Origin of the sequence: Lentzea flava (assembly GCF_014648475.1) — a bacterium.
GTDB classification, from domain to species: domain Bacteria; phylum Actinomycetota; class Actinomycetes; order Mycobacteriales; family Pseudonocardiaceae; genus Lentzea; species Lentzea flava.
Genome location: NZ_BMRE01000028.1, coordinates 39,129 through 57,449, shown reverse-complemented (window position 1 = coordinate 57,449; position 18,321 = coordinate 39,129). Strand labels below are relative to the sequence as shown.

14 protein-coding genes are annotated in these 18,321 nt (G+C 69.0%); 3 read left to right on the top strand and 11 right to left on the bottom strand.

Features of this window, described 5'->3' with window-relative positions:
- The first annotated feature begins 32 nt into the window (after positions 1-32).
- The gene (locus tag IEZ09_RS27665) at positions 33-506 is read left to right on the top strand and encodes a carboxymuconolactone decarboxylase family protein (protein WP_189256699.1); all 474 of its coding nucleotides are present in this window, start codon (positions 33-35) and stop codon (positions 504-506) included.
- Here IEZ09_RS27665 and IEZ09_RS27660 read toward each other — a convergent pair.
- Both IEZ09_RS27660 and ffh read right to left on the bottom strand, forming a co-directional pair.
- A complete protein-coding gene (locus IEZ09_RS27660) occupies positions 503-1,558 on the bottom strand; it encodes an amidohydrolase family protein (RefSeq protein WP_189256749.1) in 1,056 nt (351 codons plus the stop codon). The genes IEZ09_RS27665 and IEZ09_RS27660 overlap by 4 nt on opposite strands.
- A 2-nt stretch (positions 1,559-1,560) precedes the next feature.
- Entirely contained in the window at positions 1,561-3,111 is a 1,551-nt protein-coding gene (ffh, locus tag IEZ09_RS27655; RefSeq protein ID WP_189256698.1) for a signal recognition particle protein, read from the bottom strand.
- A gap of 100 nt (positions 3,112-3,211) precedes the next feature.
- Here ffh and IEZ09_RS27650 point away from each other — a divergent pair, with 100 nt between their 5' ends.
- Positions 3,212-6,814, top strand: coding sequence for an nSTAND1 domain-containing NTPase (locus tag IEZ09_RS27650; RefSeq protein WP_189256697.1), 3,603 nt, complete (start codon positions 3,212-3,214; stop codon positions 6,812-6,814).
- On the opposite strand, the gene IEZ09_RS27645 is transcribed toward IEZ09_RS27650, so the two are convergent.
- The 6 genes from IEZ09_RS27645 to IEZ09_RS27620 all read right to left on the bottom strand — a co-directional run bounded on the left by IEZ09_RS27645 (position 6,807) and on the right by IEZ09_RS27620 (position 13,394).
- The gene (locus IEZ09_RS27645) at positions 6,807-7,421 is read right to left on the bottom strand and encodes an HAD family hydrolase (RefSeq protein WP_189256696.1); all 615 of its coding nucleotides are present in this window, start codon (positions 7,419-7,421) and stop codon (positions 6,807-6,809) included. The genes IEZ09_RS27650 and IEZ09_RS27645 overlap by 8 nt on opposite strands.
- Complete coding sequence (locus IEZ09_RS27640) at positions 7,418-7,978, bottom strand: AAA family ATPase (protein WP_189256695.1); 561 nt, start codon at positions 7,976-7,978, stop codon at positions 7,418-7,420. The genes IEZ09_RS27645 and IEZ09_RS27640 overlap by 4 nt, the downstream gene beginning before the upstream one ends.
- Positions 7,979-8,045: 67 nt before the next feature.
- Complete coding sequence (locus IEZ09_RS27635; RefSeq protein ID WP_189256694.1) at positions 8,046-9,074, bottom strand: hypothetical protein; 1,029 nt, start codon at positions 9,072-9,074, stop codon at positions 8,046-8,048.
- 303 nt (positions 9,075-9,377) lie between these two features.
- Positions 9,378-11,702, bottom strand: a complete 2,325-nt coding sequence (locus IEZ09_RS27630) for a [protein-PII] uridylyltransferase (RefSeq protein ID WP_189256693.1) — start codon at positions 11,700-11,702, stop codon at positions 9,378-9,380.
- 19 nt (positions 11,703-11,721) lie between these two features.
- On the bottom strand, positions 11,722-12,060 hold the full coding sequence (locus IEZ09_RS27625) for a P-II family nitrogen regulator (protein ID WP_189256692.1): 339 nt from the start codon (positions 12,058-12,060) through the stop codon (positions 11,722-11,724).
- On the bottom strand, positions 12,057-13,394 hold the full coding sequence (locus IEZ09_RS27620; protein WP_189256691.1) for an ammonium transporter: 1,338 nt from the start codon (positions 13,392-13,394) through the stop codon (positions 12,057-12,059). The genes IEZ09_RS27625 and IEZ09_RS27620 overlap by 4 nt, the downstream gene beginning before the upstream one ends.
- A 240-nt stretch (positions 13,395-13,634) precedes the next feature.
- On the opposite strand from IEZ09_RS27620, the gene IEZ09_RS27615 reads away from it, so the two are divergent.
- Positions 13,635-14,348 (top strand): hypothetical protein, encoded by a 714-nt coding sequence (locus IEZ09_RS27615; RefSeq protein ID WP_189256690.1) that lies wholly within the window; start codon positions 13,635-13,637, stop codon positions 14,346-14,348.
- A gap of 51 nt (positions 14,349-14,399) precedes the next feature.
- Here the strand turns inward: IEZ09_RS27615 and IEZ09_RS27610 are convergent, their stop codons facing one another.
- The 3 genes from IEZ09_RS27610 to allB all read right to left on the bottom strand — a co-directional run bounded on the left by IEZ09_RS27610 (position 14,400) and on the right by allB (position 18,316).
- On the bottom strand, positions 14,400-15,908 hold the full coding sequence (locus IEZ09_RS27610; RefSeq protein ID WP_189256689.1) for an alpha/beta fold hydrolase: 1,509 nt from the start codon (positions 15,906-15,908) through the stop codon (positions 14,400-14,402).
- A gap of 114 nt (positions 15,909-16,022) precedes the next feature.
- The gene (gene alc, locus IEZ09_RS27605; protein WP_189256688.1) at positions 16,023-17,015 is read right to left on the bottom strand and encodes an allantoicase; all 993 of its coding nucleotides are present in this window, start codon (positions 17,013-17,015) and stop codon (positions 16,023-16,025) included.
- On the bottom strand, positions 17,012-18,316 hold the full coding sequence (gene allB / locus IEZ09_RS27600) for an allantoinase AllB (protein WP_189256687.1): 1,305 nt from the start codon (positions 18,314-18,316) through the stop codon (positions 17,012-17,014). Before allB ends, alc begins: the two co-directional genes overlap by 4 nt.
- Positions 18,317-18,321 lie beyond the last annotated feature (5 nt).

The window sequence follows — 18,321 nt, the reverse complement described above, 5'->3', positions numbered from 1 at the left end:
GTCGTCAAGCAAGGCCCACGAGGGAGGAAATCATGGAATCGCGCTTCGACCTCTTCGCCACCGAGACCGGCACCAAGATCGGCAAGCGGTTCGCGGGACTCGGCATGGCGCTGCACCAGACGTCGCTGCCGAGCATCACGGCCGAGCTGGTGAGCCTGCGCGCCAGCCAGCTCAACGGCTGCGGCTTCTGCCTCGACATGCACGTCAAGGAGGCCATCGCCGCGGGCGAGGACCCGATGCGCCTGCACCTGGTGGCCGGATGGCGGGAGACGACCGTCTTCACCGAGGCCGAGCAGGCCGCGCTCGCGTTCGCAGAGGAAGGCACCGAGAACGTGAGCGTGAGCGACGAGACCTGGGCGAACGTGCGCAAGCACTTCGACGACGAGCAGGTGGCGGCGCTGGTGTGCCTGATCGGACTGATCAACGCCGCCAACCGGATGGCCGTGATCACCCACCAGAAGGGCGGGTCGTACCAGGCCGGTGCGCTGTCGGAGTACAACCGTTAGTGGATCCTGCCCCTGAGCATGATCATGCGCGGCGACCGCAGGACGTCGAGGTTCTCGCGAGGGTCCTCGTCGTAGACCACGATGTCCGCGGCCGCGCCTTCGGTCAGGGACGGGAAACCGAGCCACTCGCGGGCGTTCCACGACGCGGCGCCGATGGCGTCGGCGGCGCTCATGCCCACGCGGTGCAGCGCGGTGATCTCGTCGACGATGCGGCCGTGCTGGATGCCGCCGCCCGCGTCGGTGCCCGCGTAGACCGGGATGCCGGCCTCGATCGCCGACGACACGGTGGCCGAGACGCGGGCGTGCAGGTCGCGCATGTGGTTCGCGTACGTGGGGTACTTGCCCGCCCTGTCCGCGATGCCGGGGAACGTCTCGATGTTGATCAGCGTGGGCACCAGCGCGGTGCCGCGCGAGGCCATCAGCGCGATCGTGTCGTCCGACAGGCCGGTGCCGTGCTCGATGCAGTCGATGCCCGCGTTGATCAGGCCGGGCAACGCGTCCTCGCCGAACACGTGGGCCGTCACGCGAGCACCGGCGTCGTGCGCGACCTTGATGGCCTGGGCCAGCTCCTCGTCCGTCCACAGTGGAGCGAGATCGCCCACGCCGCGGTCGATCCAGTCGCCGACGAGCTTCACCCAGCCGTCGCCGTACGCGGCCTGCTCGGCCACGGCTGACGGCAGGTCCGACTCGATCTCCACGCCGATGTGCGGGATGTAGCGCTTCGGACGGGCGATGTGGCGGCCCGCCCGGATGATCCGTGGCAGGTCGAGGCGCTCCTGCAACGGCGTGGTGTCGATCGGCGAACCGCAGTCGCGGATCAGCAACGTGCCCGCGTCGCGGTCCGTCAGCGCCTGCTCCACGGCCTCTGGCAGCTCGACACCACCCTGCGGGCCCAGGCCGACGTGACAGTGCGCGTCGACCAGGCCGGGGACCAGGAACCCGCCGTCGACAACGGTCTGCGCACCCGGCACCGGCTGGGTGCGCACACGGCCGTTGACGACCCACAGGTCTCGCGGCTCGCCGTCGGGGAGGACGACGCCGCGCAGGTGCATGGTCACTTCTTCTTGTCGTCGCCGTCGAACTTGAACTTCGACGGGTCGAAGCCGGGCGGGAGCTCGTTCAGGCTGCCGCCGAGGTCGGGCAGGCCGCCGCCGGGAGGCATGCCGGGCAGGCCGGCGGGCATACCGCCTCCGAACATGCCGGGGAAGCCGCCCTTGATCTTCGGTGGCGTCGGGCCGCGCCCGCCCTTGCCCTTCTTCCCCTTCTTGCCCTTCTTCCCCTTGCCGCCACCGCCGCCGAAGCCCATCCGGCCAGCCATCGCCGACATCATCTTGCGGGCCTCGAAGAAGCGGTTGACCAGGTCGTTGACGTCGCTGACCTTGACGCCGGAACCGTTGGCGATGCGCAGCCGGCGGGAGGCGTTGATGATCTTGGGGTCGTCGCGCTCCGCCGGGGTCATGCCGCGGATGATCGCCTGGATGCGGTCGAGGTGCTTCTCGTCCAGCATCGCGAGCTGGTCCTTCATCTGACCGGCGCCGGGCAGCATGCCGAGCAGGTTCGCGATCGGGCCCATCTTGCGGATGGCGAGCATCTGCTCCAGGAAGTCCTCGAGCGTCAACTGGCCGGAGTGCAGCTTCTGCGCGGCCTTCTCGGCCTGCTGCTGGTCGAAGTGCTGCTCGGCCTGCTCGATCAGCGTGAGAACGTCACCCATGCCGAGGATGCGCGAGGCCATCCGGTCGGGGTGGAAGACGTCGAAGTCCTCGAGCTTCTCGCCGTTGGACGCGAAGAGGATCGGCTGGCCGGTGACCTCGCGGACCGACAGCGCGGCACCACCGCGGGCGTCACCGTCGAGCTTGGTGAGGACGACACCGGTGAAGCCGACGCCGTCGCGGAACGCCGTGGCCGTGTTGACCGCGTCCTGACCGACCATCGCGTCGACCACGAACAGGACCTCGTCCGGGTCGACCGCGGCCCGGATGTCGATGGCCTGCTTCATCATCTCCTCGTCGACACCCAGCCGGCCGGCCGTGTCGACGACGACGATGTCGTGCTGCTTCGCCTTGGCTTCCTCGACGCCGCGCCGTGCCACCGCGACCGGGTCGCCCACGCCGTTGCCCGGCTCGGGAGCGAAGACGGGCACACCCGCCCGCTCACCGACGACCTGGAGCTGCGTGACGGCGTTCGGGCGCTGCAGGTCGGCCGCGACGAGCAGCGGCGTGTGCCCCTGGCCCTTCAGCCACTTGGCGAGCTTGCCGGCGAGCGTCGTCTTACCGGCACCCTGCAGACCCGCCAGCATGATCACCGACGGCGGGTTCTTCGCGAGGTTCAGCCTGCGGGTCTCGCCACCGAGGACGTTGATCAGTTCCTCGTTGACGATCTTCACGACCTGCTGCGCCGGGTTCAGCGCCTGGTGCACCTCGGAACCCTTGGCGCGCTCCTTCACCTTGGCGATGAAGCCGCGCACAACGGGCAGCGCGACGTCAGCCTCGAGCAGGGCGACCCTGATCTCGCGCGCGGTGGCGTCGATGTCGGCGTCGCTGAGCCTGCCCTTGCCGCGAAGGCCCTGGAGAACCGTGGTCAGCCGGTCGGAAAGCGTGGAGAACACGTCGTCCAGACTAGCCAACGCCCCCGTCAGCCGAGGTACGGCTCCCCAACGGGCCCGCAACGGGTCCTCCTTCAGGCCCGAATGATGCAGGATGCTCCGGGTGGGTCGGATCTTCCTGAGCTACCACGGCCACGACGAGGGCAACGACATCGCGCTGCACCTGCGCGATGCCCTGCTGGCCGCCGGCTACGAGGACGTCCACGCCTACACCGCGCCGGGCTCGGGCCCTGACGTCTCGCGACCGTGGAAGGACAGCCTGCGCCGCGAGCTGCTCGGCGCGGACGCGTTGATCGTCGTCACCTCCCCCGGCTCCTACTCCGAGTGGTGCACCTGGGAGTCGTCGATCTTCCGCGAACGGAAACCGCACGCTCCCTGCATCGAGTTCTTCAGCGCCCGCTCGCAGAACCGCGCGATCCTCGACGACCTCCAGGCCCAGCGCGTCGACCACGCCGACGCCGCTTCACTGGCCGCCGCCCGCGACACGGCGTTGCTCGTTCTCGAACGAGCCGGTGTCACCAAGGCCGCGACCACCACGTCACCGTTTCCCGGCCTGAAGGCGTTCGACGAGCACCAAGCCTCGCTCTTCTTCGGTCGCGACGACGACACCCAACGGTTGGCCCAACCGTTGCTCGGACGCCGCGAGTCCGGCGCTCTCGCGGTGATCGGCCCGTCGGGTGCGGGCAAGTCATCGCTGGTGCGCGCAGGTTTGATCCCTCTGCTCCGACGGGCGGGTTGGACGATCATCGGCCCGCTCACGCCGTCGCAAGGCGTGCTGCCGGCGATCGAAGGCCCCGGACGCCGGCTCGTGGTGCTCGACCAGACCGAAGAACTCCTGATCGGCGACTCCACCACGCTGGTGCGACGACTCGTGGCCGCCAGCCGGGGCGAGGCCTGGGTCGTCCACACGGTCCGCGCGGACTTCCTCGACGACCTGATGCGGCACGAGGACCTCGAGCCGCTCTTCCGCGACAACTTCCTGGTCGCGCCGCTCGCCAAGGCCGAGATCCCGGTGGTGGTCAACGGTCCGCTGCGGGCACTCGGCTGGAGCGTCGACGACGCCGCGCTGGGCCTCATCCAGGAAGACGCGAGCCGCGAGTCGCTGCCGTTGCTGGCGTTCGCGCTGGAGAACCTGTGGCGCCACGTCAACCGCGACGGCGAACGCGCGCCCCGGCCGATCACCCGTGCCGAGTACGTCGCGTCCGGACGTGTGATGGACGTGCTGCGGCAGCAGGCCGACGAGGCCCTGGCCATGGCACGCGACCTGGTGCGCGAGGACGACGGCTCGTGGCCGAAGGCCGGCGAGGCCGAACGCCGGGTGCTGCGCACCCTGCGAACCCTGGTGTCGGTGGACGAAGGCGGGAAGTTCACCAAACGAGCGGTGGCGGTCGCCGAGCTCTCCGCGGACGAACGGCAGCTGCTCGCCCCGTTCATCACCAACCGGGTGCTCACCGCGACCCACGAGTCGATCGAGGTGGCCCACGAAAGCCTGTTCCTGCGCTGGCCGCGGCTGCGCGAGAGCCTGGAACGCGACCATGCCGCCTTGCGGGCACGGCGGGAGATCGAGGACATCGCCAAGGAGTCGGTGAAGCACCCCGACCAGCTCATCGCCCCGTCCCGCCTCGCCTCGTTGCTCTCGGTGCTCTCACCTGCGGACGACGCGTTCGCCGAGATGCGGCCGCAGCACCTCTCCGCCGACGCACAGCGGTTGCTCCAGCTGTCGTCGCAACAGAAGGTGGACGACGACGTGCGGCGGGCGGTCGCGCTCGATCCGGTCGACGCGCTGCAGGTTCTCGCCGGTGACGACTTCACGGTACGGCTGCTCCCGCACGCCCCGGATCTGTCGAGCTGGCGGCTGTTGTTGTTGCGTGCCATGGCCTCCACTCACCGGCTGCGCTCGTTCAGCGGACACACCGCCGGCATCTGGGGTGTGGACTGGTCACCGGACGACACGAAGCTGGTGACCGGATCGAAGGACGGCACGGTTCGGGTGTGGGACTCCGGGACCGCTGCTTGCCTGCACGTGTTCTCGCACGGCACCGGCCCCTGCTGGGTGCGATCGGTCGCCTGGTCCCCGAACGGCGATGTCGTGGCGTCGGTGGCGACCGACGCGACGCTGAGATTGTGGTCCCCCCGCGAGGAGCGGGAGATCCGCGTGATTCCGCTGCCAGGCCTTCCGTGGTCGGTGCGGTTCAACGCCACGGGTGACCGGGTGCTGGTCGGCTGTGCGGACGGTGGTGTCTACCTGTGGGACGTCGCCTGTCGGAATGACGCGCCTGTGCACGCGGTTCGGGCAGTGGTCAAGAACGACGAGCAGAACACCGTGCGCTTGTGGGATGCGGACATCTCGTCCGACGGCAGGTGGATCGCCATCGCGAGGGACGACGGAAGGGTCGCACTCGAGGGAGTCGGCCATCGTTTGACGCACGCACTGTCAGAACGCCATTGGACGGACGCGGCGGCGCGATCGGTCCGGTTCCACCCGCACGACCCGGAGATCTGGGCGAGTGGGGACGGACGCTCGACGGCCGTGCTCGACCGCCCCATCGGACAAACGCACCTCCGCGGGCATTCAGACGGCGTGCGCAGAGTGAGCTGGTCGCCGTGCGGTACCAGGATCGCCAGTGCCTCGGCGGACGGAACCGCCCGAGTCTGGGACGCCGTGACCGGAAGGGAGCTGCTGTGCCTGCGCGGCCACCATCAAGGCGTCTGCGACGTCGCCTGGTCACACGAGGGAGATCAGCTGGCCACGGTCGCTGAAGACGGCACCCAGCGCGCGTGGAAGATCGGCTCGGAGCCGACCGCCAACTGGTTCTACGCGAAGGGCGAGGTGCTCGCGCTCGCGCGGAATCCCGTGTCCGGTGAACTGACGATCGGTCTCAAGTCCCTCATCGATCCCATCTTCAACGGACAGTGCTCCCTCGCTTGGACACCGAACGGGCAACGGCTTGCGATCGGATCCGACGACGGGGTGGTCACCATCCAGGACCAGGACGGAGCGCTGGTCGCGCAGCTCGCGGAGACGACCGACGAAATCGATGACCTGCAGTGGTCGTCGGACGGAACACTGCTGGCCGCTGTCTCGCGGGACCGAACATGGCTTCCCAGGGTCTACAGCCGTGATGGCGAGCTGCTCACCTCTGCGACGTGGACACGGCACTCCGGGAATCTCACGGCGGTGGCATGGCATCCGCACCGCCAGATCTTCGCTGTCGCTGGTGAGGGCAACGTGACGGTGAACTCGATGGACCGCACGCTGTACTCGTTCGTGGAGAGCAAGTGGTTCACCTCGATCGCCTGGCATCCGGAACACGACGTGCTCGCCGCGGGGTGCGCCGATGCGACCATCGTGCTGTTTCGCCTGACCGACGACCTCGTCAAGATCGGCGAACTGCACGGCCACGCGGACGAGATCCGCGCAATGGCCTGGTCTCCGGACGGCCGCAGTCTCCTCAGCGCGTCATCGGACGCAACGGCCCGTGTCTGGGATCCCGTGACCAGCGGGCAACGCACGGCGCTGCTCGGCCACGGCGATGCGGTCACCGCCGCCCTCTGGTTGCCGGACGGAACGGTGGTCACCGGCTCCAGAGACAGGACCGTGCGGTACTGGGACGTCTCGGACGGGTTCACGCGTCCGCTGTCCGGCACGGCACGCGGCGACGACGTCGGTGATCTCATCACGGAAGCCCGGCTGCGGATCAGTTGATCCCGTGGCGTGCCAGCGCCTCCAGCAGCACCGGCTGACGACGTCCCACGGGAGCGGTGGAGATCTGCTCGAACCGCAACCCGGCTTTCACCGCCGCACCGTCCGAAACCGGATCATCGCCGACGTACAGGCACTCGTCAGGCGCCACGTCGAGCCGCACGCAGGCCGCCTCGAAAGCACGAGCAGAAGGCTTGGACACGCCGATCTCGTATGACAGCAGGAACGCGTCCACCGACAGCGACTCGCGCGCGAAGACGCCCCGGATGTCCCACGAGATGTTGCTCAGCACGCCGACCTTCAACGGCCGCACGACCTCCAACGCCGCGGCCGTGTCCGGGTAGGGCAGCCAGAACGCCGGGTCGTGCAGGCGCTGGAAGATCGAGTCGGGCATCGAGAGGCCCGCCAGCCGGAAGAGGGTCCAGTAGGCGGAGCGGTTCGCCAGCGCCGTGAGGTCGCGGGCGTCCCACACCGCGCGCTCGGCGGCGTTCATGCGGGCGATGTACGGCGCCGGGGCGCGCAGCACCGAGAGGTGCTGAGGTGACAGCCACGGGTAGGTGGGGCGCCCGAACAGGGTGCCTGCGAAGTCGAACACAACCGCCTTGATCACGACACCATGATGCGCAGACCACCCGATGTTCCCGCACGGGTGAGCAGCGTCACGCCGCCGAATCCGGCCGGCACCCAGCCCGACTCGAACCGCGCGCGCATCTCCTGGCCGCGGCGGACGTGGCGTTCGAACGCGTGGGTGCGCACGACGCGGCGGCGGGCGATCTGGCCGTCCAGGGCCTGGGCCGCCGAGGCGTCCAGCCACAGGAAGTGGCGGGGGCGGCCCGAAAGCAGGCCCGCCAGGACCAGCATGAAACGGGTGCCGGGGCGGGTGGACGGCTCGTGCACGACGAGGAGGCCCGTGCTGAACAGCGCTGCCCAGAACACGCGGAGGCGGTGGGTGAGGTGCACGAAGACGCGCCAGTACCGGTACGGCAGGGGCACGCGCGGTTCGAGCCACGTGCGCACCTGGTCGGAGTCGAGCACGGTGACCGGCTCCTCCGCGTCCAGGCGGGTGAGCAGCGTCGTCTTGCCCGCGCCGGGGATGCCGGCGAGGACCACGAGCGAGCGGGGCTGCACTCGGACGGCGGTGGTCTGCGTGTTCAACACGGCGGTCATGTCCTAGAAGACGTGTTGACCTTCCCTCTCGTTCAGTTTGGTCCGATTTCTGGCGAAATGCACAGGCTCAGCGCCAGACGACTGCCCGCCAGGTGCCGTCCGCGAAACCTGCGATGCCGATGACCTGGCCGTTCTCCGACAGGCCCGAGACGGCGCTGCGGTTGGACCCCGGCAGGACGGGCAGCATCGTCTGCGCACCGGCCGCGTCCCAGGTCGCCGCCCACGAACCGACCGTGCCCGCGATCACACCCGCGTCGTTGACGTCCGACGCCGCCGACGGGGCCGGCGCGAGCGGCTGGGCGGTGGTGAACTCGGAGGCTTCCCAGCGGACCGCCCGTCCGCCCGCGACGCCGACGGCCCAGCCCGTGCCGGAGATGTCGCGCGGGCTGGTGTCCTGGCCCAGCGGTGCGCGGCGGCGGCCGAGCCAGAGCACGCCCTCGCCGCCGGACGTGCCCACGGCGTCGGCGGCCTGGTTGTGTCCGAGCACCAACGCGCCGTGGTTGTCGTAGACGTAGAGACCGCCGCCGTCGGTCCACCGCGCGGGCTGGTCGCCGGAGTAGCCGATCACCGTGCCCGCGCCGGTCACGAACTGGCCGGAGCCCTCGCCGAGCACCGTCGCCACGCCCGCGCTGTCCCAGACGACCGCGTGGCTGACGCCGTTGATCACCGCGCTGCCGGCCACGACGCCGGAGTCGTTGATGTCGTATGCGACCCCGCTCACCGCTCCGGGCACGGTCAGCACGGTCAGCGCGCCGCTGAAGTCCCAGCGCGCCGGTTGGGTGCGGTTCGCCGCGTCGACGGCGTAGCCGACGACCGTGCGCTGGCTGCTGATGGCGAACGCCACGGTGTCGAAGCCGAGATCGTTGAGCTTCCTGATCGGCGAGCCCGGATCCCAGCGAACGGCGTGCTGCGAGACTCCCGCGCCCATCGAAATTCCCGCGATGGCACCGGCTTCGTTGATGTCCTGCGCGACGCTGCGGACGTCACCCGGCAACGTGCCGAGGTCCTGCACGGCGACAGCGGCCTGCGCGGCGGGAGCGGACAAAGTCGTCACGACGACGGCCGCGACGAAGAGCAATGACAGTGTGTTCTTCACGATGCATCCCCCAGCTTCGCGAATTCCCTGCTGCCACAGTGCTCCTGCCCGGACGCCGTTGTCCAGCGAGCTGTCTCGTTGTCAGCGCGGGAAAACACCGGCCGGAGAGTCCGGCGGTGTCACTGCACGGTGCCTCCCCCGGCGCCGCGAATGATCACCGCCGGCCTGCCCCGGCCGGGTCCACCCGTCCAGAAAGTGGTCCACCCCTCGAGGACGCTTTCCGGACACCACAAGACTGCAGCGTGCCGGAACCGCGCAGGAGCGTGAGCACCCGGAGAGGTTGTGCGTAGTGCTACTCAACCTCTACCTGGCCGCCTCCAGCACCGCCCGTTCGATCCGGCGCCGATCCAGGTCCGCGCCCGTGATGCTGAACGAGTCGACGACCGTCGCGCCCAACGTGGACACACGCGCCCACTGCACGTCGACGCCGCACTGCTCCAACGCTCCTGCCACCTTGTGCAGCAGCCCGATCCGGTCCGCCGCGCGCAGCTCCAGCACCACCGCGCCCGTCGCCTCGTCGTCGAACCACAGCACCTTCGCGGGCGGCGGGTCCTGCGGCGGGCCGCCGTAGTCGCGTTCTTTCGCAGCGAGCTTGTCCGCCAACGGCAGCGAGCCCTCGATCGCCCTGGACAGCTGTTCCCGCAGCAACGACGCGTCCGGCAGCGAGCCGAACCGCGGCGACACCGTGAACGCGTCCACCGTCGCGCCGCCGTGCGAGCGCAACGTCGCCGCGTGGACCTCCAACGAGTTCAACGCGAGCACGCCCGCCGCCTTGGACAGCATGCCGGGACGGTCCGGCGCGAGCACCGTCACGATCGCCGCGTGCTCCTGCTTCTCCAGCAGCACGTCCGGTTTCCCCGACGCCGCAACGCGTTCCGCCATCGCCACGTGCGCGGGATCGAGCGGTTCCGGCTTGGGCAACGCTTCCCCCGCCATCGCCTTGCGGCAGCGCTTGACCAGGTCGGCCAGCAACGCGGCCTTCCAGTCGGTCCACACGCCGGGGCCGGTCGCGAGGGAATCGGCTTCTGCCAACGCGTACAGCAGTTCGAGCAGGACGGCGTCGCCACCGAGCGTCTCCACGACCCGGTGCACGGTCGCCTCGTCCTCGACGTCACGCCGGGTCGCGGTGTGCGGCAACAGCAGGTGGTGCCGGACCATCATCGACAGCGTCTCGACGTCCTGCGGCCACAACCCGATCCGCTCGCCGATCTGGGTCGCCAGCGCGGCACCCACCTCGGAGTGGTCCTGCGGCCGGCCCTTGCCGATGTCGTGCACCAACGCGCCCAGCAGCAACAGGTCCGGCCGCGACACCGTCGTCGCCAGCCGCGCCGCCTGCGCGACCGTCTGGACCAGGTGCCGGTCGACCGTCCACATGTGCGCGGCGTCGCGCGGCGGCAGGTCCCGCACCGCACCCCACTCGGGGAACAGCCGGCCCCACAAACCCGTGCGGTCCAACGCTTCCACGACGTCCACGAGCCCGCTGCCGCTGCCCAGCAACGCCAGCAGCTCCTCGCGAGCCTCCCGCGGCCACGGCTGGCGCAGCTCCGGCGCCGAGTCCGCGAGCCGCGTCAACGTGCCGGACGCGATCGGGTGCTTGCTGCGAGCCGCGGCCGTGGCAACCCGCAACAACAACGCGGGATCACGGCTGGGAATCGCGTCACGAGCCAGAGAGACCTCGGACCCGTGCAGCACAACGCCTTCGTCCAACGGTCGGCGCGGCGGTTGCCCCCGCAGGAAGGCCCCGAGGCCGCGCTTCGGTGCGGCGGCACGAGCCGTCCGCATCGCGACGTCGAACGCGTAGACGACCGTCCGTGCGGCCGAGGACAGCGAACGGGCCAAAGCGAACCGGTCGGTCAGCCCCAGCGCCGAGGCGACCTCGTCACCGTCCTGCGCCCGCAGGACATCACGCGGTTTCCGTGCCACCCGGCGAAGTTCCGTGCGCACGTCCAAGAGCAGTTTGCGGGCCTCGCCGACATCCGCGGACGGCCGGTCCACCAGCTGAGCGACGGACAAGGCGTCCAGAATGGTCAGGTCACGCAGGCCACCACGGCCGTGCTTCAGATCGGGTTCGACGCGGTGCGCGATCTCGCCACCGCGTCCCCAGCGCTTCTGCGACGACTCGGCGATCTCGTCCAGGCGGTTGCGCACGTTGCCGCGCCACGCCTGCCGCGCGCCCTCGGCGAGCTTCTGCGAGACCTCCTGGTCACCGGCGATGTGCCGGATGTCCAGCAGTCCCAACGCGGTCCGCAGGTCGCCCGCGGCGACGCGGAGCGCCTCACCGACCGTGCGGACCGAGTGGTCGAGGCCGATGCCGGAGTTCCACAGCGGGTACCAGAGCTTCTCGGCGATCTGATCGATGTTCTTGACGCCGTTGTGGACGAGAACCAGATCGAGGTCGGAGTAGGGCACGAGCTCACGCCGCCCCAGCCCGCCGACCGCCACGAGCGCGATACCCGATCCGGATATCCCCGCTCCCCCCGCGTGTTTGGTCAACCAGAACTCGTGCAGGTCCACGAGTGCTTCGCGCAGAGGTTCGGCGGCAAGGCGACGACGACCTGGCGCGAGCAGCCGTTCGCGTGCTCGCACCAGGTCGTCAGCCGTGACGACGGCCGTTTCGTTGTTCTCCACGGGCCGTCTCCTCAATTATTTAGAGCGCATCCGATCCACGTTCGCCCGTGCGCACTCGCACCACGGCGTCGACCGGAGTGACCCAGACCTTGCCGTCACCGATCTTGCCGGTGCGGGCGGACTCGACCACCGCTTCCAGGACCTTGTCGACCTGGTTGTCGTCCACGACGACCTCGATCTTGATCTTGGGCACGAAGTCCACGGAGTACTCGGCGCCCCGGTAGACCTCGGTGTGGCCCTTCTGGCGGCCGTAGCCCTGCACCTCGCTGACGGTCATGCCCAGCACCCCGAGCTGTTCCAGGGAGCTCTTCACGTCGTCGAGCGTGAACGGCTTGATGATCGCGGTGACCAGCTTCATGACTTGTTGCTCCCCTCGAGAACCGCGGTCGCACCCGCAGTCACACTGCCCTTGTTCGCACCGCGAGCGCTGGAGAACGCGCCGAACTCGTACGCGGACTCGGCGTGCTCCGCCTCGTCGATGCCGGAGACCTCGGACTCCTCAGGAGCGCGGAAGCCGACCGTCTTGTTCACCACGAACGCGATGATGAAGGTGAGGACGAACGAGAAGGCGAGCACCGCGACGGCCGCGACCGCCTGCTTGCCGAGCAGGCCGAACCCGCCGCCGTAGAAGAGGCCGTCGGCGCCGGCCGAGTTGACGCTGGTGGTGCCGAAGAAACCGATCAGCAGCGTACCGACGAGACCGCCGACGAGGTGGACACCGACGACGTCGAGCGAGTCGTCGTAGCCGAAGCGGAACTTGAGGCCGACGGCGAGGCTGCACAGCGCACCGGCGATGACGCCGATCGCGATGGCGCCGAGCGGGCTCACGAAGGCACAGGCGGGCGTGATCGCGACGAGGCCGGCGACCGCACCGGACGCGGCACCCAGGGTGGTCGGCTTGCCGTCGCGGATCTGCTCGACGAGCAGCCAGCCGAGGACGGCGGCGGCGGTGGCAACGGTGGTCGTGGTGAACGCGACGGCGGCGGTCTCGTTGGCACCCAGCGCCGAACCGGCGTTGAAGCCGTACCAGCCGAACCACAGCAGAGCGGCACCGAGCAGCACGAACGGCAGGTTGTGCGGCCGCATCGGCTCCTTCGGCCAGCCCTTGCGCTTGCCGAGCACGAGCGCTACGGCGAGACCCGCGGCACCGGCGTTGATGTGGACCGCGGTACCACCGGCGAAGTCGAGCGCCTTCAGGTTGTTGGCGATCCAGCCACCGACGACGGAACCGTCAGCGCTGGAGAAGGCGAACACCCAGTGCGCGACCGGGAAGTACACGATCGTGACCCACAGGCCGATGAACAGCGTCCAGCCCCAGAACTTCGCGCGGTCGGCGATCGCACCGGAGATCAGGGCGGGCGTGATGATCGCGAACATCAGCTGGAACATCACGAAGGCCATCGTCGGGAACTGGTGGTCCGCCGGACCGCCCAGCGTGCCGATGATCCCCTTGAGCCCGATGTTGTCGAAGTTGCCCAGCAGACCCGCTCCGAGGTCGTTGCCGAACGCCAGGCTGTAGCCGTACAGCACCCAGAGGACGCTGACCACGGCCAGGGAAATGAAGCTCATCATGAGCATGTTCAGGACGCTCTTGGAACGGACCATGCCCCCGTAGAAGAAGGCCAGGCCCGGCGTCATGAGCATGACCAGCGCTGCGCTGATCAGCACCCAGGCCGTGTCACCTGTGTTCACGTCGACCTCCACTGCACGTCGGTTGCAGGGAGCATCGAGACGTCCTGTTTCACCCGCTTACGTGGAACGTTTCGCGGAGGTGAACTGACGACCTGGACGTGTTACGTCTGCGTTTCGCGGGGTTCACGGTCACGATTCCGCACCCTCACGGTGCCGGGCCGATAACGACGAGTGACCCAGGTCTTCCCTCTTCCGAGGCAATCGACCACACCGGGCGGGCTTGCTGGATACCGTCGGCTGATGCGCCTCTTCGGGATCGCCCTGGTGGTCGTGACCTGTTCGGCCTTCATCGCGTTCGCCGTCGTCATGTCCAACGTCAGCTTCTTCCCGTACGCCCCAGCGGCTCGTCCAGCGGGAACGACCACGCCGCCTGGTCCCGCACCCCAGGAGCTGAAGGTCACCGTCGCGAGCGCACACGGGTGGGACGTCATCACGCAGGGAGAACAGGTGGTCGGCGAGGTCCGGCCCACGACGGGGACCTGTGCCGATCCGTTCGCCGCCATGAAGGTCGTCCCGCACTCCGGCCACACCAGAGTGACCCTGGAGGTGCGGCCGCAGCCGCAGCAGCAGCTCGTCATCACCGCGGTCCGGCTCCGGGTGGACGCCGTCACACCCCTGCACCGCAAGGCGAAGTACCTGTACCACTGCGCCGGGCCTGCCGAACCCGCCGCCACCCGAGTGCAGGTCGACGCGGGCAAACAGACCGTGTACGCCGTCGCGGGTTCGTTCCCGCAGCAGGTGCCGGTGGAGGGCTACCGGCAGGACATCGAGGTCGAGGTGCACGGCGACATGGCCGCCGACTGGCAGGTCGAGGTCGACTACACGCTCGACGGCGTCACCAGGACCCAGCTCGCGCCGCCGCAGCAGGGACTGGTCACCGAACCCCGGCCCGCTGACGCCGACGGGCATTTCGTGTGGTGTGGCGAGCGATGGCGTCCAGGCGAACGTTGTTAGGGGCGCTTCCCCGGACCTCGGGAAAGCGCCCCCGTCACCTGACCACCGGATCTAGAAAGGTCCTGCGATCTTCGGCTTCTCGGACAGGATCGACGCCTGCGCAGGAGGCTCGACGGCGGCGCACGTCGTGCCGTTGCGTGGCAGCTTCAACGAGACCAGGTACTCGTCGTTGATCTTCAGGGTGCACTCGCTGCGGTCGTAGACGCCGTGGCCCCAGCCCTCGTAGGTCACGAAGACGGTGGTGTCACGGGTCTGCCGGTGCGCGTTGACCGCCCACTCGTAGACCGTCGCCGTGTCGTACCTGGAGTTGGTCATCAGGATCTTCGGCGCGTTCTTGATCTTCAACGGCCGCTGCGGGTTCGTGGCCTTCGGGAACCCGACGCAGCCCATCATCGCGCCGTGGCCGATCGACGAGCCGAGGGTGTCCGGCGCGACGCGGTTCTCCATGGCATTCAGCGCCCGGTACTCGCCCCACGAGCTGACGCGGAGGTTGTAGTCGTTGCAGAAGATGCCCGCGAACGGGTTCTCGAACGTCTCACCCTCCGCGAACGCCGACGCGGCCACCGGAGCGCCCTCGCTCAGTTCCTTGACCCGCTGGGCGAACTGCTTGAACGCGGGCCCGTAGCCCATGCCGACGACCATCGAGCCGAGGTTCTCCGGCGTCATCTTGGTGCCGTCGGGGTAGGTCAGCTCACCGCGGGCCGCCTTGGCGAGCAGGTCCTTCCAGATCTTGCGCACGTCCTTGCCGTACAGCGGGGAGGACGGAGTGCGGTCGTTCCACTTGACCCACTCGTTGAACATGTCCTGCGCACCGCGCGCCTCGGTCTCCAGGAACTTCCACGTGCCGAGGCTGTGGTCCATGTTGGAGTCGATGATCATGGCGCGGATGTTGCGGCCGTACTGCGCCGCGTAGTGCTGACCCATGATCGTGCCGTAGGAGACGCCGTAGTAGTTGATCTTCTTCTCGCCCAGGGCGCGGCGGATCGAGTCGATGTCGTTCGCGACGTCGAACGTCGAAGCGTGGTCGAAGATCGAACCGGACTGCTTGCGGCAGTCCGCGCGCAGCTCCTTGTTGAACGCGACCAGCTGGTTGAACTCGGCCTCGGTCTTCGGGTACTCCGACGGCTGCTTGCGCAGCAGGTCGGCGGAGCACTTGATCGGCTGGCTGCGCGCGACACCACGCGGGTCGAACCCGATGATGTCGAACTTGTCCGAGATCTCCTTGCTGAAGTACTTGTCCGCGTACATGCCGAAGTCGACACCCGAGCCACCCGGCCCACCGGGGTTGATCACCATCGCGCCGATGCGCTGCGACTGGTCGGTCGCCTTTCGGCGCGACACGGCCAGCTTGAACTTCTCACCGTTCGGCTTGGCGTAGTCGATCGGCAGCTCGAGGAAGCCGCAGTCGACCGTTGGCACCTCGGCACACGGCTTCCAGTCGATCGCGCCCACCGGGAACTCCGGCTGCCCTTCCGGCGCGGCGGACGCGAGCGGCGACATACCCAGTACCAATGCAGAACTCGCGAGCGCGGCCCCGAAGGCGCGCACCATCGGTTGCATGGATTTCCTCCCTAGATCCCCGATCTTGCGGGAGGAAACGCTTCCACCGATCGTGTGACGCAGACAACCGACCGAGGAAGGTAAAAGAATCAGCCTGTGGTCGGACAACCACAGTCAGTTAGTCGTTTTGGCCCACATCGCCTGCAGCTGCTCTAGGCCGTCACTCGTAGGGGTGCCTACGACGCGGAGCCGCGCCATGCCTCCGTCGGGGTAGATGTCGAGCCGCACCTGCGTCGCCTCGACACCGTCCACGACGAACCGGTGCCGCGTGTCGGGCTGCAGCCGGGTGCGCGGCAGGACGTCGAACCACGCCTCGGGATCCTTGCGCTCGTCGCAGCCGCGCACCGACGCCCAGCCCGGCGCGTTGCCCTTGAAGTGACTGGTGTCGAGCTCGACCAGCCGCACGACGCCGGGTGCGGCGAGCCGGACGGACACCCAGTCGTTGCCGTCGTCACGGCGGCGCGCGGTCTCCCAGCCCTCGCCCATGACCGTGGCCTGGCCGGGCGCGATGAGGTTGTTGGGCGAGCTGTAGAACATGTTGCTGCAACCGGTGACGACCGCGCCGTTCTCCAGTGCGGCGAGGTCGATGCCGGGCACGAGCAACCGCGGATCCGCGATCGGTTCGCCGTGGACGCGCAGCCGGGCGACGCCGCCGTCGGGGTCGATGGTGAGGCGGACGTGCGTGACGCGGCGGCCCTCGCGCACGTCGAAGAAGTGCTTCTCGTCGCCCTTCAGCGCCGACCGTTCGACCAGCGGGAACCAGTCGGTGATCTCGTCGGCGGACGGGTAGCCGTCGACCTGGGCGCCCTCGACCCAGCAGAACGGCGGGTAGTTGCCCTTGAAGAACGCCGTGTCGACGACGATTCCGCGCACGACACCGGGCATGCCGAGCCGGATCACCGCCTGGTCGACCCCCGGCTCACGACGGCGCCTGGTCTCCCAGCCGTCGTAGATCTGTCCTTTGTGGCCGAAGGTGTAGGTCTGGTAGACCGGCTCGGCTGGCTTGATCAGGTTCTCCCGCTCGGCGAACAGCTCGTCGTTCGCCCACACCACACCACCCCCGACCGCGCGTGAGGCGAGATCGGGCAGCCGGGTCCACTCCGTCATGCTTCTCCTCTTCTGAGCAGCTTTCCTTGGGGCAAACTTGCCCTGGTCTGACCGATTTCCTTGCCGCGCAACCACGTCTGCCGGACCACGCCGTGCAGCGTGCGGCCGTGGTAGGGCGTGACCGGGTTGCGGTGGTGGAGCTTGTTCTTGTCCACCACGAACGTCTCGTCCGGCGCGAACACCACGAGGTCGGCGTCCTTGCCGGGTTCGATCGCGCCCTTGGTCTCCAGCCCGACCTGGCGGGCCGGGTGGGCGGCCATCCAGCGGACGACGTCGGTGAGCTGGAAGTCCCTTTCCCGAGCGCCCGTCCACACCGCGGGCAGGCCGAGCTGCAGCGAGGCGATGCCGCCCCACGCCGTGGCGAAGTCGCCTTCCTTCAGCTCCACCGTGCTCGGCGAGTGGTCGCTCACCACGAGGTCGATGAGGCCTTCCCGCAGCCCCCACCACAGCGCCTCGCGGTTCGCCTCCTCGCGGATCGGCGGGCAGCACTTGAACTCCGTCTGCCCGTCGTGGATCTCCTCCGCGGTGAACGTGAGGTAATGCGGGCACGTCTCGGCGGTGATCGGCAGCCGGTCGCGCTTGGCGGCCTCCAGGATCGAGAGCGCGTCCGACGACGAGAGGTGCAGGATGTGCGTGCGAGCGCCGGTCCTGCGGGTCAGCTCGACGACATCGCTGATCGCCTTGTTCTCGGCCTCGCGCGGACGAGACGCCAGGAACCCCGCGTAGTCCGGCTCCGCGTCACGAACCGTGTGCGCGTCCTCGGCGTGCACGATCGTCAACGCGTCGAGCGTCGCCAGTTCGCGCAGCGCCAGTTCCAGCTCGGCCGTGGTGACGGCGGGGAACTCGTCGACCCCGGAGTGCAGCAGGAAGCACTTGAAGCCGAACACCCCTGCCTCGTGCAACGGCTTCAGGTCGGCCAGGTTGCCCGGCACGATGCCGCCCCAGAACCCGACGTCCACCGACACGTTCGCCGCCGCCTTGCGCTTGATCTCCAGCGCCTCCAGCTCCACCGTCGGCGGGATGCTGTTCAGCGGCATGTCGATGATCGTCGTGACGCCACCGGCGGCAGCGGCCTTCGTGGCGGTCTCGAAACCCTCCCACTCGCTGCGGCCGGGATCGTTGACGTGCACGTGGGTGTCGACCAGGCCGGGCAGCAGCACCTCGTCGTCCGCGAGGTGCACGACGTTCGGCGAGTCGATGTGCCGTTCGACGGCGACGATCCGGCCGTCGACGACACCGACGTCGCACGCGATCTCGCCCTGCGGGGTGATCACCCTGCGGGCGCGGAAGACGAGGTCCATGCCGC

What these genes read in the sequence shown, in the direction of transcription:
- IEZ09_RS27665 (WP_189256699.1), top strand. Translation starts at nt 33, where the DNA reads ATGGAATCGCGCTTCGACCTCTTCGCCACCGAGACCGGCACCAAGATC.
- IEZ09_RS27660 (WP_189256749.1), bottom strand. Translation starts at nt 1,558, where the DNA reads ATGCACCTGCGCGGCGTCGTCCTCCCCGACGGCGAGCCGCGAGACCTG.
- IEZ09_RS27640 (WP_189256695.1), bottom strand. Translation starts at nt 7,978, where the DNA reads ATGACCGCCGTGTTGAACACGCAGACCACCGCCGTCCGAGTGCAGCCC.
- IEZ09_RS27625 (WP_189256692.1), bottom strand. Translation starts at nt 12,060, where the DNA reads ATGAAGCTGGTCACCGCGATCATCAAGCCGTTCACGCTCGACGACGTG.
- IEZ09_RS27615 (WP_189256690.1), top strand. Translation starts at nt 13,635, where the DNA reads ATGCGCCTCTTCGGGATCGCCCTGGTGGTCGTGACCTGTTCGGCCTTC.
- IEZ09_RS27610 (WP_189256689.1), bottom strand. Translation starts at nt 15,908, where the DNA reads ATGCAACCGATGGTGCGCGCCTTCGGGGCCGCGCTCGCGAGTTCTGCA.
- alc (WP_189256688.1), bottom strand. Translation starts at nt 17,015, where the DNA reads ATGACGGAGTGGACCCGGCTGCCCGATCTCGCCTCACGCGCGGTCGGG.
- allB (WP_189256687.1), bottom strand. Translation starts at nt 18,316, where the DNA reads ATGGACCTCGTCTTCCGCGCCCGCAGGGTGATCACCCCGCAGGGCGAG.